The organism is Streptomyces sp. NBC_00433, assembly GCA_036015235.1.
Taxonomy (GTDB): domain Bacteria; phylum Actinomycetota; class Actinomycetes; order Streptomycetales; family Streptomycetaceae; genus Actinacidiphila.
In genome coordinates, this window is the sequence record CP107926.1 from 7041393 (window position 1) to 7056004 (window position 14612).

Annotated in this window: 13 protein-coding genes; 6 read left to right on the forward strand and 7 right to left on the reverse strand. The window is 73.6% G+C overall.

The window, feature by feature from the left end:
• The first annotated feature begins 149 nt into the window (after positions 1–149).
• From OG900_30050 to OG900_30065, 4 genes are all read left to right on the forward strand, one after another.
• Positions 150–1184 (forward strand): NlpC/P60 family protein, encoded by a 1035-nt coding sequence (locus OG900_30050; GenBank protein WUH93945.1) that lies wholly within the window; start codon positions 150–152, stop codon positions 1182–1184.
• 188 nt (positions 1185–1372) lie between these two features.
• On the forward strand, positions 1373–2425 hold the full coding sequence (locus tag OG900_30055; GenBank protein ID WUH93946.1) for an NlpC/P60 family protein: 1053 nt from the start codon (positions 1373–1375) through the stop codon (positions 2423–2425).
• An 80-nt stretch (positions 2426–2505) separates the two neighbouring features.
• Entirely contained in the window at positions 2506–3771 is a 1266-nt protein-coding gene (locus OG900_30060) for a basic secretory family protein (GenBank protein WUH93947.1), read from the forward strand.
• A 73-nt stretch (positions 3772–3844) separates the two neighbouring features.
• Positions 3845–4978 carry a M48 family metalloprotease gene (locus OG900_30065; protein ID WUH93948.1) on the forward strand — a complete coding sequence of 378 codons (1134 nt, stop codon included), beginning with the start codon at positions 3845–3847 and terminating at the stop codon, positions 4976–4978.
• A 337-nt stretch (positions 4979–5315) separates the two neighbouring features.
• Here OG900_30065 and OG900_30070 read toward each other — a convergent pair whose 3' ends face one another.
• The gene (locus OG900_30070; GenBank protein WUH93949.1) at positions 5316–6554 is read right to left on the reverse strand and encodes a DUF2029 domain-containing protein; all 1239 of its coding nucleotides are present in this window, start codon (positions 6552–6554) and stop codon (positions 5316–5318) included.
• 84 nt (positions 6555–6638) lie between these two features.
• On the opposite strand from OG900_30070, the gene OG900_30075 reads away from it, so the two are divergent.
• Positions 6639–7769, forward strand: a complete 1131-nt coding sequence (locus tag OG900_30075) for a glycosyltransferase family 4 protein (GenBank protein ID WUH93950.1) — start codon at positions 6639–6641, stop codon at positions 7767–7769.
• A 37-nt stretch (positions 7770–7806) separates the two neighbouring features.
• Here the strand turns inward: OG900_30075 and OG900_30080 are convergent, their stop codons facing one another.
• The 6 genes from OG900_30080 to OG900_30105 form a co-directional block, all read right to left on the reverse strand.
• The gene (locus tag OG900_30080) at positions 7807–8553 is read right to left on the reverse strand and encodes an endonuclease/exonuclease/phosphatase family protein (protein ID WUH93951.1); all 747 of its coding nucleotides are present in this window, start codon (positions 8551–8553) and stop codon (positions 7807–7809) included.
• Between the two features lie 5 nt (positions 8554–8558).
• Positions 8559–9500, reverse strand: a complete 942-nt coding sequence (locus OG900_30085; protein WUH93952.1) for an ROK family glucokinase — start codon at positions 9498–9500, stop codon at positions 8559–8561.
• 54 nt (positions 9501–9554) lie between these two features.
• The gene (locus OG900_30090) at positions 9555–9953 is read right to left on the reverse strand and encodes a DUF5304 domain-containing protein (protein WUH93953.1); all 399 of its coding nucleotides are present in this window, start codon (positions 9951–9953) and stop codon (positions 9555–9557) included.
• A gap of 82 nt (positions 9954–10035) precedes the next feature.
• Positions 10036–11193: an ArsA family ATPase gene (locus OG900_30095; GenBank protein ID WUH93954.1), complete on the reverse strand. Its 1158-nt coding sequence runs from the start codon at positions 11191–11193 to the stop codon at positions 10036–10038.
• A complete protein-coding gene (locus tag OG900_30100; GenBank protein ID WUH93955.1) occupies positions 11193–11675 on the reverse strand; it encodes an SRPBCC family protein in 483 nt (160 codons plus the stop codon). Before OG900_30100 ends, OG900_30095 begins: the two co-directional genes overlap by 1 nt.
• Positions 11676–11797: 122 nt before the next feature.
• Positions 11798–12559, reverse strand: coding sequence for a metallophosphoesterase (locus OG900_30105; protein ID WUH93956.1), 762 nt, complete (start codon positions 12557–12559; stop codon positions 11798–11800).
• A gap of 230 nt (positions 12560–12789) precedes the next feature.
• Here OG900_30105 and OG900_30110 point away from each other — a divergent pair, with 230 nt between their 5' ends.
• Positions 12790–14586 carry an AMP-dependent synthetase/ligase gene (locus tag OG900_30110; GenBank protein ID WUH93957.1) on the forward strand — a complete coding sequence of 599 codons (1797 nt, stop codon included), beginning with the start codon at positions 12790–12792 and terminating at the stop codon, positions 14584–14586.
• Positions 14587–14612 lie beyond the last annotated feature (26 nt).

Below are 14612 nucleotides of genomic sequence, written 5' to 3' on the forward strand. Positions count from 1 at the left end.
CCTTCAAGGATTTGAACCGATCACGGAAAGGTCACTAAGGTCAGGCCTCGTACCTCCGCGCAGTCGATCATCCAATCCGGATGGCGCGTCGGGGGCCGCCCGCCAGTGGTCAACCGGTAGGCGGCTGAAGGAAGAAGGAGCTCGCCTTCGTGGCGTCCCACCGTCGTCCCAAGCCCGCAAGCCGCGCGCGTGTGTCCGTACTCACCGCCGCCGCTGCAGCCGCCGTCGCGCTCTCCGCCCAGGCGGCCAACGCCGCTCCCGCGAAGCCCAGCAAGCCCACTTCGGTCAAGGACGCCAAGGCCCAGGTGGACGCGCTCTACACGCAGGCGGAGCAGGCCACGGAGAAGTACGACGCGGCCAACGAGAAGCTTGCGACCCTGCAGACGGAGGCCGGCAGTCTCCAGGACCAGGTGGCGCGGCAGCAGCAGCACCTCAACACGCTGCGCGACAGCCTCGGCACGATCGCGGCCTCGCAGTACCGCACCGGCGGAATCGACCCGTCGCTCCAGCTCTTCCTGTCCTCCAACCCGGACAGCTACCTGGACCAGGCCACCGCGCTCGACCAGATCAGCTCCCTGCAGGCCACCGCGCTGCAGCAACTCCAGGACGCCAAGCGGACCCTGGACCAGGAGCGGGCGGAGGCGACCTCCAAGCTCACCGAGCTTGAGGCCACCAGGAACGAGCTGAAAACGCGCAAGACCGAGGCCAAGAACAAGCTGGCCCAAGCGCAGAACATCCTCAACTCGCTGACCGCCGCGCAGCGCCAGCAGATATCCGACGACGCCGCCCGCGCGAACCGCGACACCGGGCGTGCACCCATGGGCGGCAAGCCCGCCTCGGGACTCGCTGCCGCCGCCTATGCCGCCGCCCAGAGCCGGAAGGGCGACTCGTACGTCTACGGCGCCTCGGGGCCCAGCACCTTCGACTGCTCCGGGCTCACCTCCTGGGCCTACCGGCAGGCCGGGATCACCATCCCCAGGACCGCGGCCGGGCAGGCCAACGCGGGCACCCACCTGAGCAAGTCGGAACTCCAGGTCGGCGACCTGGTCATCTTCTACAGCGACCACCACCACGTCGGCTTCTACGCCGGCGACGGCATGGTGCTGCACGCCCCCAAGCCCGGCACGGTCGTGCGCTACGAGGCAATGAGCGACATGCCCTTCCAGTTCGGCGTCCGCATCTGACCTGCCGCGGCAGGACCCACCGCGACAGGGCCTGTCGCGGCACGCGTGAATACGGCGTTCGGGTGGTGCCGGACGCCGTCCGGTGACCCTACCGAGGCCTGTGACCAGCGACTTGGCCCCGACCGTTCAAGCGTACGGGTCATGACGTCTTTGTCCTGAGGGTGTCCGGCTGGCTACTGTCCGTTGCTGTGGCATCCCATCGACGTGCACCGCAGCCGGGCCTGGCCGTCCGCACCACCCGGGTCACCGTGCTGTCCGCGGCGGCCGCGGCCACCGCGGCACTGTCCGGCGGCACCGCCCAGATCGCGGCGGCCGCCCCCTCGCCCGCAGCGGGCCAGGACACCGCGACCCGGCTCGACCGGCTCTACCAGCAGGCCGAGCAGGCCACCGAGACCTACGACGCCGCCCAGGAACGCGCCGAGCAGCTGCGCGCCGACCTCGCCACGCTCCAGGACCGCGCCGCCCAGGGCCAGCAGCGGGTCAACGAACTGCGCGACGAACTCGGCACGTTGGCCGCCGAGCAATACCGCGGCGGCGCCCTCGACCCGTCACTCGCGCTGCTGCTGTCCGACGACCCCGGGGCCTCCCTCGACCGCGCCGCGACCCTGGACCGGCTCGGCGCCCGGCAGACCGGCCGGCTGCGCCAACTCCAGGACGCGGAAAGGGCGCTGCGCAGCCAGCGCAGTCAAGCGGCGGGCAAGCTGGCCGAGTTGAACCAGACCACCGCGGACCTGGGTCGCCGCAAGGCCGCGGTGCAGCAGGCGCTGGCCGCCGCCCAGCAGGTGCTGCACACCCTGCCCCCGGCCCAGCAGGCCGGCTACGCCCCCGGCGCGGCCGACCGCGCCACCCACGACCGCGCCCCCCTCCCCGGCCTTCCCGACCTGCCCGCCGCCTCCGGCCGCGCCGCCCTCGCGGTCGCCGCCGCGCGCCAGGTCCTCGGCGCCCCCTACGTGTGGGGCGCCACCGGCCCGCACGCCTTCGACTGCTCGGGCCTGATGCAGTACGCCTACGGCCGCGCGGGAGTGTCCCTGCCCCGCACCTCCCAGGAGCAGATGAACTCCGGCCACCGCGTCCCCCTCGACCAGGCCCGCCCCGGCGACCTGGTCGTCTACCGCGGCGACGCCAGCCACGTCGCCATGTACGTCGGCGGCGGCCGCGTCATCCACGCCCCCTACCCGGGCGCCCGGGTCCGCTACGACCCGGTGGGCATGATGCCGATCACGGCGGTGACCCGCCCGTAGGGCCTGTCTGACCGATCCCTGCCGGCCTGCCCCAGGGACGCCCCGGGCGGCCGCCAGGGGCGGGTCGTACGATCGGGCGCATGACCGCGGTGCACCCACGACGCCAGACGGCCGGCGCCGTGACCGCCGTCCTCGCCCTGATCGGGCTGCTCGCCGCGCTCACCGGCTGCGGGGGAGCGCCCGCCAAGGCCGCGCCGCCCACCGCCGACCCCGCGGTGCAGCGGCTGCTCGACCAGCGGGCGGCAGCGGTGCGGCAGCACGACCAGCCGGCCTTCCTCGCCGGGGTCGACCCGCGCGCCACCCGCTTCCTGGCCGCCCAGCGGCAGATGTTCGGCAACCTCGCGCAGGTGCCGCTCGCCGACTGGTCCTACCGCGTGGTCCGCACCGACGCCTTCCCGCTGCCGCCCGAGGCCGGCTCCGACGGCACCCGCAGGACCGCCGCGGAGGTCGAGCTGCGCTACCGGCTGCGCGGCTACGACGCGCAGCCGGTGGTCTCCACGTCCTACCTGACCCTCACCGAGCGCGCCGGGCGCTGGTATGTCGCCGCCGACGACCAGGGGGCCTCCGCCGGGCGGCGCAGCGCCGTACAGCTGTGGGACCAGGGCAAGGTGACGGTGGTGCGCGGGGCGCACAGCCTGGTGCTCGGCCTCGGCGACGCCAGGACGCTGCGCGGCTACGCGGCCGACGCCGACCTGGCGGTGCCGCAGGTGCAGCACGCCTGGGGCCGGGCCGGCTGGCCGGGCAGCGTCGTGATCGAGGCGCCGAGCACCCTCGACCAGCTCGGCGCGCTGCTCGCGGCCGACCCCGCCGACTACAAGGGCATCGCCGCGGTCACCACCGGCGAACTCGGCGGCAGCGCCCAGGCCCCCGCCGACCGCGTCATCGTCAACCCCGCCGCCTTCGGGGAGCTCTCCGCCTTCGGCCGCCAGGTCGTCCTCACCCACGAGACCACCCACGTCGCCACCCGCCTGGCCACCACCGCCCGCACCCCCCTGTGGCTGTCGGAGGGCTTCGCCGACTGGGTCGCCTACCGCGAGTCCGGCCGCACGGCCCCCGAGATCGCCCCGGAACTTGCCCAGGACGTCACCGCGGGCCACATCCCCGCGGCCCTCCCCACCGCCGCGGACTTCCGCCCCACCTCCACGGACCTGGCCCAGGCCTACGAGGGCGGCTGGCTCGCCTGCCGCATGATCGCCGACCAGTGGTCCCCCGAGACCCTGACGACCCTCTACCGCGCCGCGGGCACGACCCCGAACCTCGACCCGGTGCTGCGGTCCGGCCTGCACCTGTCCCTCGCCGACTTCACCGCACGGTGGCGCGGGTATGTGAAGCAGGAACTGGGATGAGGCGCGCCGGCACACTGCGGTACGAGGCGGGTCGGGGCGGGCGTCGGCGCCGGTACATACGAGGGGGGCCGCGGTGAGCGGGGTCGAGGACATGGCGGACTTCTCTGACGAGCACATCGCCCGGGGCAGGGCCCTGCGGCGCGGGGTCTGGCCGGTCGCTCTCGCCGGCCGCGCGGCCGGCCTCGCACTGGTCCTCGCGCTCGGGCTGACCCCGGCGGGCGCCGGGCTCGTCGCCGCCTTCGGCGGTACGTGGGCCGGCCGGGTCGCGGGCGCAGCCCTCACCCTCGTCCTGCTCCCGCAACTGCTCTCGCTGCCCTTCGGGGCCCGTACCCGGGTCGTACGGGTCCGCTTCGGCCTGGTGACCCAGGGCTGGGGCGGCTGGGCGCTGGACGTGCTGCGCGGCCTGCTCATCTCGCTGCCGCTCGTCGGCGGCGCCCTCTTCGCCGTCTACGCGCTCGCCGGCGCCACCCGCTGGTGGTGGGCCTGGGCCGCGCTCGGCGCTGCGGCCGTGACCGTCGCCCTGTCCTGGGCCGCGCCGGTGGTCTTCGAACCGCTCTTCAACCGCTTCACCCCGATGTCCCCCGGCCCGTTGCGCGAGGCCCTGCTCGCCCTCGCCGCGCGCGACGGTGTCACCGTGCGGGACGTCCTGGTCGCCGACGCGTCACGGCGCACCACGGCGCTCAACGCGTACGTCTCCGGCTTCGGCAGGACCCGCCGGATCGTCGTCTACGACACGCTCCTGACCACGGCGGAGCCGCGCGAGGTCGAGCTGGTCGTCGCCCACGAACTCGGGCACGTCGTGCACCGCGACGTCGCCCGCGGCACGGCACTGGGCGCGGTGGGCTCCGCCCTCGGGGTGTGCGTGCTGGCCGCCGTCGTCAGCCGCCCGGCGCTGCTCGACCTCGCCGGCGCGGACCGCTTCGCCGACCCGCGGTCGGCGTGGCTCCTCGCGGCCGTCGCCTCCGTCGGCGGGGCGCTCGCCGGGCCCCTCGGGTGCGCCGTCAGCCGGCGCGTGGAGGTACGCGCCGACCGCCACGCCTTGCGCCTCACGGCGGACCCGGGGCAATTCATCGCCATGCAGCGGCGGCTCACCGTCGCGAACGTGGCCGAGCCCAGCCCGCCCCCCGCCCTACACCTGCTCTTCGGCACCCACCCGACTCCTGCGGAGCGCATAGCCCTGGCCCGAGCCTTCCGCACCCCCGGCTGACCGCGCCCCTCGCGGTGCGTTGCCTGCCTGACGGCGCCGCCGTGGTGGTGCGCGCAGTTCTCCCCCAGAGCTTCGCGTGAGGGTACCCCCACGCGCCCCTGGGTGGGTGCCTCTTGCAGTGCGGTGCTTGCCTGCGGCCCGGCGGGGGCTGGGCGCGCAGTTCCCCGCGCCCCTATTGGCCTGCGTCCTCCTGCGCCAGGCATTGGCCCGTGGGGGGGGGGTGAGCGTTTTTCAGGGGCGCGTGGGGTACCCCCACGCGAAGCTCTGGGGGAGAACGGCGCGACAAGCCCCCGCGCAGCGGCACCGTGGAGTCCGTACAGCCCCCCGCAGGGCGACCTCAGGGGCGCGGGGAACTGCGCGACCAGGTGAGGCGGCGCGGGGCCCGGGAAGGCGCGGGGGAGGCGGCGGCACGCCAGACGCGGCGGCAGGCGACAAGGCCGGCCCCGCAGAGCAGCGCGTTGCGGGAGAGGATGAGGGCGACGCCCAGGAAGTCGCCGGCGACGACGTGGGCGAAATACACGGGGAATTCCAGGGTCGTCAGCAGCGCCGCAGGCAGCAGCAGGAACACGGGCAGACGCACCGCGCTCTCCCGCAGGGAGACGCAGACCGCCCCGATGCCGACCAGCCACACAAGATACTGCGGGCTGATCACCCGGCTCGTGGCGGTGAAGAGGAGGACGGCTGTGAAGCCGGCGTCGTAGGGGGTCGCGGCCGTGAAGACGCGGGCCCGCATGCGCCACAGGAGCAGCCAGCAGAGGCCCAGGACGCTCAGCGCCAGCGAAAGCGTGCTGACCAGGTCCACGTAGGGGCCGATGAATTCCACGGAGCCGTAGTGGAGCGCGGTGACGCCGTGCCATCCGGCGTGCCGGGCGAGGTGGAGGGCGAGGCCGCCGAGGGACTCGATCTCGGTGCCGCGGTCGCGCTGGAAGGTCAGGAAGGAGAAGGCGCCCGGCATGGTGGCGTAGAAGAGCAGGGAGCCGGCGGCGACGGCGGCGCCCGCGGTGAGCCAGGCGCGGCGGGTGGCGCGGCCCCGCGGTGTGCCGATGAGCAGCAGCAGCGGCCAGAGCTTGATGAGCGTGCCGGCTCCGGCGATCAGGCCGCCGAGGGCGGGGCGGCGGCGCAGGGCCAGGAGCGCGGCGACGCCGACGGCGGTGGCCATGATGTCGTAGCGGGCGTAGACGATGGGGCCCAGGAGCAGGACGCCGACCACCCACACCCATGCCCCGTCGAGCCGCCAGGAGCGGTGCGAGGCGTCGTACAGCAGGCAGGCGAGGACCGCGGCGTCGGCGAGGAAGGCCAGCCAGAAGAAGGCCGCCGGGTAGCTGAGGAAGGGCAGGGCGCCCGGTGCGACCAGGACGGCCGCCGCGCCCGGCGGATACTGCCAGGTCACGTCGTGCGCGGGGAAGGCGCCGGAGAGCAGCGTCGGATACCAGCGCTGGTAGACCGAGGACACGTCGTAGACGACGCCTTGGCCGGGGAAGTGGAGCAGCTGGAAGACGAAGACCAGCAGCAGCGCACGGCTGAGCGCCCACACGACGACCAGCGGCATCGGGCCGCTCATATGCCGATATCTCACGTCTTGCATCTTGCGGCCCGCGGCGCCTGGCAGCCGGGAGGGACGCGCGCGGCGGCCCGCGGCGCCGGAGTAATCTCGGCGGCGATGGAAAAGACCTTGATCGTCACCAATGACTTCCCGCCGCGCCAGGGCGGTATCCAGTCCTTCGTCCACAGTATGGCGCTGCGCCTCGACCCGGACCGGGTCGTCGTCTACGCCTCGACGTGGAAGGACGGCACCGCGGTCGCGCGGTTCGACGCCGAGCAGCCCTTCCCGGTCGTCAGGGACCGTACGAAGATGCTGCTGCCGACGCCGAGGGTGACGCGGACCGCGGTGCGGCTGCTGCGGAGTCACGGCTGCTCGTCGGTGTGGTTCGGGGCGGCGGCACCGCTGGGCCTGATGGCGCCGGCGCTGCGCAAGGCGGGCGCGCTGCGGCTGGTCGGCACCACGCACGGCCACGAGGCGGCCTGGGCGCAGCTGCCCGCGAGCCGCCAACTGCTGCGCAGGATCGGCGAGGACACCGACACCCTCACCTATCTGGGTGAGTACACCCGTTCCCGTATCGCCTCGGCGCTGACCGGGCGTGCGGCGGAGCGGATGGTCCAACTGCCGCCGGGCGTCGACGAGAAGACCTTCCACCCGGGGTCGGGCGGTGCGGTCGTACGGGCCAGGCTGGGGCTGGCGGACCGCCCGGTCGTGGTGTGCGTGTCGCGGCTGGTGCCGCGCAAGGGCCAGGACACGCTGATCCTGGCGATGCCGCGCATCCTGCGGGAGAAGCCGGACACGGCGCTGCTGATCGTCGGCGGCGGCCCCTACCGCGGCGAGCTGGAGGCGCTCGCCGAGCGCACCGGTGTCGCCGGCTCCGTCCGCTTCACCGGGCCGGTGCCCGGGGACGAGCTGCCCGCCCACTTCGGGGCGGGCGACGTCTTCGCGATGCCGTGCAGGACCCGGCGCGGCGGCCTGGACGTGGAAGGCCTCGGCATCGTCTACCTGGAGGCGTCGGCCACCGGGCTGCCGGTCGTCGCGGGCGACTCGGGCGGCGCCCCCGACGCGGTGCTGGACGGCGAGACCGGCTGGGTGGTGCGCGGCGGCTCGCCCGAGCAGTCCGCCGAGCGCATCCTGGCCCTGCTGCGGGACGCCGACCTGCGCCGCCGGATGGGCGAGCGCGGGCGGGCCTGGGTGGAGGAGTCCTGGCGCTGGGACCTGCTGGCCCGGCGGCTGCGCGACCTGCTCTGAGCCTCCGGGCCGGGCGGCCTCCGCGGGGGCGGGGGCCTCAGGCCTTGGGGATACGCAGCGCGGCCAGCACCGGCAGGTGGTCGGTGGCCGTGTAGAGGTCGATGGCGGTGACGCCGGCGACCCGCTCGGGCACCCCGCAGCCCAGCACCTCGACCGGCTTGGTCGTGAAGACCGCGTCGATCCGCTGGAAGGGCGCCTGGGTGTTGGTGACCTCGCCGCCCCACGGGGCGACGGCGAAGCCGTCCTGGAGGTGGGCGGCGATACGGGCGAAGCCGGGGCGGTCGGGCGGCTCGTTGAAGTCGCCGCCGACCACCACGTTCGGTTCGCCCATCGCGGCCACCCGGTCCAGCAGCAGCCCGGCCTGTTCGTAGCGCTCGGCCGGGCTGAGGCTGAGGTGGGTGCTGATCACGCCGAGCCTGGCACCGCCGATCCGCAGCACCGCGGTGGCGAACCCCCGCTGGTGCAGCGGCGGACGGTGCGGCAGCAGGACGTCCTCGGTGCGCTCCACATGGGCCCGCAGCGAGGACAGGATCATCGGTCCCGCCGCGGTGGCGCCGCCGGTCACATGGACCAGACCGGTGGACTGGGCGAGGCGGGCCGCGGCCTTACGCCATCGGAAGAACCGCGGAGCCTCTTGGACCAGGACGAGATCGGGGGCGCAGGCTCGGATCACCCGGGCCAGCGCCGTCGTGTCGTCCCGCATCGAGCGGATGTTGTAGCTGAGCACGCGTACGACCGCCGAGGACGGCTCGGTGCTTGAACCCGGCAGATCCTCCACGGTCATTCGCCTCAGCCCTGTCGTGCCAGGTCGGCGGCCCCGACCAGCCCCGCCTTGCCGCCGAGCTGCGCGGCGAGGACCTGGGCGTGCGGACGCCACTCCCCGCCGATCAGCCAGCGCCGGAAGGACTTGCGGATCGGGTCGAGGACCAGTTCGCCCTCGTCGGCCACGCCGCCGCCGACGATGAAGGCGGACGGGTCGAAGAGCGACGCCAGGTCGGCGAGGCCCGCACCGGCCCAGCGGGCCAGTTCACGGAAGGAGTCGACGGCGACCGGGTCGCCCTGCCGGGCGGCGGCGCTGATGTGCCGGCCCTCGATGCCTTCCACGGTCCCGTCGCCCAGTGCGAGCAGGGTCTCGGCATTCTCCGGGGTGGCGTTGGCCCGCTGCTTGGCGTAGCGGACCAGGGCGCGCCCGGAGGCGTACTGCTCCCAGCAGCCCTGGCTGCCGCAGCCGCACAGCAGACCGTCGGGCACCACCCGGATGTGCCCGAACTCCGCCGCGACGCCGAACCTGCCGCGGCGCAGCTTGTTGCCGATGATGATGCCGCCGCCGAGGCCGGTGCCGAGCGTGATGCAGATCACATCGGAATGGCCCTGTCCGGCACCGAAGCGATACTCGCCCCATGCCGCCGCGTTCGCGTCGTTCTCCACGACGACGGGGAGTCCGACGCGCTGCTCGACCTTGTCCTTCAGTGCCTCGTGCCGCCAGTTGATGTTGGGCGCGAACAGCACGGTGGCACGCTTGTCGTCGACGTAGCCGGCGGCGCCGATGCCGACGGCTTCGATCGTGTGACCGGCGCTGACCTGGCGCACCGCCTCCACGATCGCGTCCACGATGCCTTCGGGAGTCGGCGGCGTCGGCACCTTGACGGTCTCAAGAATCGAGCCTTCCTCGTCGACCACTCCGGCCGCGATTTTGGTGCCGCCGATGTCGACGCCGATGGTGAGTCCCATGTGTCCCTCAGTTTTCGGTCGATCCCCGCTAAGAGAACCGTACCGGAGAGGGGGTCAGTCGAGGTCGATGTGTTCAGCCGTTGAACGCGACGAGGTCCCGCCCGAGGTCCAGCGGGATTCCGCTCCTGCCACTGCGGACCGGTATGCCGCCAGCAATTCGGCCCCCGCGGCCGTCAGGTGGTCGAAGACGTCCGGATTCCGCTCCTTGATGGGTTCGACAACAGAACGCACCTGGGACAGGACGCCTTGCGCGGCGAGCTGCACCGCGGGATTGCGCAGCGCGGCCAGCCGGTCGCCGACCGCGTCGCCGACCGCCTCCGCGAAACGCCGCAGCTCCTCGGCGGCGCCGGCCTGGCCCGCCTGTTCGCGCCGCCTGGCGTGCTCGGCCGCGATGTCCTCGGCACTGGCCTTCGCCCACGCGTCGGCGTCGGGACGGTCGGTGGCTTCGCTCATGATCGGCTCCAAACGGGCGCGGCAGCTCGGGCGTCAGCCCTCGACTCCCGACGGTACCCGAACCGGGCCCGGGAGCGGCCGGTCAGCGCGGCCAGAGTCCGGGGTCGGGCGTGAACCGCACCCGCAGCGCCCCGTCGCGCAGCGCGGCACCCTCCACGGTGCAGCGCCGCAGCGCCGAAGGCAGCGGCAGGATCCGCCGGAAGCCCCCGGCGTCCACGACGAGTTCGTCGCCGCGCCGCACCAGGTCGAGACCGTCCTTGGTCGCCCCGGGCAGCGGCAGCGACCATACGAAGTGGCCCTCGTCACGCAGCCGGTCCTCCACGGTCCACGGGTCGCCGCCGGCCGCGGGAGCCGCGTCGTAAGGCACCGCGAGCGCCTCCTCGGGGCCCTGCGGCTCCCGTCCCAGGTGCGGCAGTTCGTGGAGGGAGGTGCCGTCGGCCGCGCAGACCTCCGCCAGCGCCTTGAGATGGGCCTGCTGGGTGCCGGAAAGGGCGGCCAGGAAGGGGTCGGCCGCGTCGGTGGGCAGCAGCCGGTTGGCGACGACCGACGCCGGGCCCAGGCCGTGCAGCGCCAGGCCGGTCCGCGCGGTGCGGAGGACCTCCGCGGCGTGGGCGCCCGGTTCCACCACGACCGTCACCGACGTGCCCGGATGCTCGATCACCGCCTGGACGGCGGCCAGTTCGCGGTCCGCGCGGGCGGCCGCCTCGTACGCCCACTCGGTGGGCATCGGCACCCCGGCCAACTGGGCCAGCACGGGCCGCAGCGCGCGGGCCGCCTGCCGGTCGGCGGGCAGCAACCGGAAGAGGTAGCGCCGCAGTTGACCCGGCAGCGCCAGCAGCCCCACCGCCTCGCGCACCGGCGGCAGGTCGACGACGGCCAGCTCCCACGTGCCGTCGTGGGCCGCGCGCACCGCCCGCAGCAGCGCCAGCGCCTCCGCGCCCGGCAGCGGCGTCAGCTCCTCCGGGTCCAGCGGCGCCGCGCCGAGCAGCGCCAGCAGGGTGCCGCCCCGGCTCTGCAGGTCGAGCAGCGCGTCCTGGAAGGCGGCGCCGGGGTCGATCGAGGCGACGCCGAGCCCGGGGACGGTGCCGGACAGCGCGGCGGCGGCCTCCCTGTCGTAGGTCAGCAGCAGGGTGCGGGTGCCGGCCGCGGCCGCCGCGGCCGCCGTGGCGGCCGCGACCGTGGTGCGGCCCGCGCCGCCCGCGCCGGTGATCAGGACGGTGCGAGCGGGAGCTGCCGGCATCAGCCGGCGGTCTCGGCGTCGGCCTCGCCGGCGGCTTTCTCGGGCGCCGCCTCGACCCGCTTCTTCAACCCGGCGAGCGCCCGGTCGATGATGACCTTCTCGGCCTTGCGCTTGATCATGCCGAGCATCGGGATCTTGACGTCCACCGTGAGCTGGTAGGTGACCTCGGTGCGCCGCCCGCCGTCCAGCGCGGCGAGCGCGTAGGAGCCGTCGAGGGTGCGCAGCATCTGCGACCTGACCAGCGACCAGCGCACCTCGTCCGGGCTGATCCAGGTGTAGGCCAGGGTGTGGTCGTCCTTGATCGCGCCGGCGTCGAGCAGCAGCCGCACCTGCTGGGCGCGGCCGTCCTCGTCGCGGGAGAGGACCTCGGCCTCCTTGACCTCGCCGGTCCACTCCGGGTAGCGGTCGAAGTCGGCGATGACGCCCATGACGGCGGTCGGGGCCGCCTCGATCGTGATGCTCGACCGTGTGTGTTCCGCCATCGCCGTGGCCCTCCGGACTACTGGTGCAGGATGCTGCGTGAAGTGTGCTGAGGAGTGTGCTGAGAGGCTATCGCGCCCAGGTGGCAGGGCCGTCACCATGCGGGGGCGGTTCGCCTCGTGCCTCACCACTCCAGCACCCACGGGGTGCGGGTGTGGTTGAAGTGGCCGACGTTGACGCATTCGGTGCGGCCGATGCGGGTGCGGGCGACCAGCGGCTGGTGGACGTGGCCGAAGAGCGCGTATTTCGGCTGCACCGTCCGGACCGCGTCGAGCAGTGCCTGGCTGCCGCGCTCGAACCGGCGGGCGGCGGTGTCGTAGCACAGCTCGGGAACAGCCGGCGGGATGTGCGAGCACAGCACGTCGACCGGGCCGAGGGCGGCGACCTTGGCCGCGTATTCCTCCTCACCGACCTCGTAGGGCGTGCGCATCGGGGTGCGCAGGCCGCCGCCGACGAAGCCGAAGACCCGGCCGCCGATCTCCGCGGTGGTGCCGTCCAGCACGGTGGTGCCGGGGCCGGCGTACTCGTACCACAGGTCGGGGACGTCGACATTGCCGTAGGTGGCGTAGGTCGGGGTCGGGAAGGCGGCGAAGAGCTCGGCGTACTGCTTGCGCACCGCGGCCTCGATGGCCCCGTGCCGGTCGATGCCCGACCAGAGCTGGGCGTCGAACCTGCGGGCGTCGTCGAAGCGGCGGGCGGTGCGCAACTCGACCATCCGGTCGGCGTTCTCGACGCCGAAGAGGTCGGGGAAGATGCCCCGGGAATGGTCGGCGTAGTCCAGGAAGAGGATCAGGTCGCCGAGGCAGACCAGCGCGTCGGCACCCTGGCCGGCCCGGGCCAGCGCCTCGGCCGCACCATGCACGTCACTCACCACATGCACCCGCATGCGGTCACTTTATAGCGCCCCGCGCAGGCCGCCCCGCTCGCGGGTCACCTGTGGATCGGCGGGGCGTTGGTCTAGTCTTCCGGGCATCGGTGCCCCCGCCCCTCACGGTGTGTGATGCTTAAAACATCTTGTCGTGCCCCCTATCGCCGGAGCTTTACCGATGGGTAACGTCCAGCCCGTCCATCACCTTCCCTCCGGGTGCGCCGTGGCACCGATGAGGAGCAGTCGCCTTGCGTGAGTTCAGCCTTCCGGCCCTGTACGAGGTCCCCGCTGACGGGAATCTGACGGACCTGATCCGCCGCAACGCCGCCCAGCACCCGGACACCCCCGTCATCGGCCGCAAGGATTCCGCCGGCCACTGGCAGGACATCACCGCGACCCGCTTCCTCGCCGAGGTGCGGGCCGCCGCCCGCGGGCTGATCGCCGAGGGCGTGCAGCCCGGCGACCGCGTCGCCCTGATGTCCAGGACCCGCTACGAGTGGACGCTGCTCGACTTCGCCGTCTGGAGCGCCGGCGCGGTCACCGTGCCGGTCTACGAGACGTCCTCGGCCTCCCAGCTCGAATGGATCCTCGCCGACTCCGGCGCCGTCGCCGTGGTCGTGGAGTCCGGCCCGCACGAGCGGGCGGTGGAGTCCGTACGCGAGCGGCTGCCGCAGCTCAAGCACGTCTGGCGGATCGACACCGGCGCGGTCGACGCGCTGGTCGCCGCCGGCGGCGACATCTCCGACGCGGTGCTCGACGAGCGCGGCGCCGCCGCGAACGCCGACTCGCCCGCGACCATCGTCTACACCTCGGGCACCACCGGCCGCCCCAAAGGCTGCGTGCTCAGCCACCGCAGCTTCTTCGCCGAGTGCGGCAACGTCCTCGAACGCCTCGCCCCGCTCTTCCGCACCGGCGAGTCCTCGGTGCTGCTCTTCCTGCCGCTCGCCCACGTCTTCGGCCGGCTCATCGAGGTCGCCGCCGTGATGGCGCCGGTCAGGCTCGGCCACGTGCCCGACATCAAGCACCTCACCGACGACCTCCAGGGCTTCAGGCCCACCCTGATCCTCGGGGTGCCGCGGGTCTTCGAGAAGGTCTACAACACCGCGCGGGCCACCGCCCAGGCCGGCGGCAAGGGCAAGGTCTTCGACAAGGCCGCGGCCACCGCGATCGACTACAGCCGCGCCCTGGACACCCCCGCCGGCCCCTCGGTCCGGCTGCGCCTCACCCACAAGGTCTTCGACCGGCTCGTCTATGCCAAGCTGCGGGCGGTGCTCGGCGGCCGGGCCACCCACGCCGTCTCCGGCGGCGCCCCGCTCGGCGAGCGCCTCGGCCACTTCTACCGCGGCATCGGCTTCACCGTCCTGGAGGGCTACGGCCTCACCGAGTCGTGCGCGGCCACCGCCTTCAACCCGTGGGACCGCACCAAGATCGGCACCGTCGGCCAGCCGCTGCCCGGCTCCACGATCCGCATCGCCGGCGACGGCGAGGTGCTGCTCTACGGCGAGCACCTCTTCACCGGCTACTGGAACAACGAGCCCGCCACCGCCGAGGCCATGGCCGACGGCTGGTTCCACACCGGTGACATCGGCGCGCTGGACGAGGACGGCTACCTGTCCATCACCGGCCGCAAGAAGGAGATCATCGTCACCGCAGGCGGCAAGAACGTCGCGCCCGCGGTGATGGAGGACCGCATCAGGGCCGACGCGCTGGTCGCCGAGTGCATGGTCGTCGGCGACGCCCGCCCCTTCGTGGCCGCGCTGATCACCCTGGACGAGGAATTCCTGCCCCAATGGGCCGCCCAGCACGGCAAGACGGGCAGCACCGCCGCCCAACTGGCAGCCGACCCCGACCTGCTGGCCGCGATCCAGCACGCGGTGGACGAGGGCAACACGGCGGTCTCGCAGGCCGAGTCGGTACGCAAGTTCCGCGTCCTCCCGGCGCAGTTCACCGAAGAGTCCGGGCACCTGACACCGTCGCTGAAGCTCAAGCGCAACGTGGTGCTCGCCGACTACGCGGCCGACGTCGAGGCGCTCTACATCCGCTGAGCCCGCCCGGGGCCCCCGGGCCGACC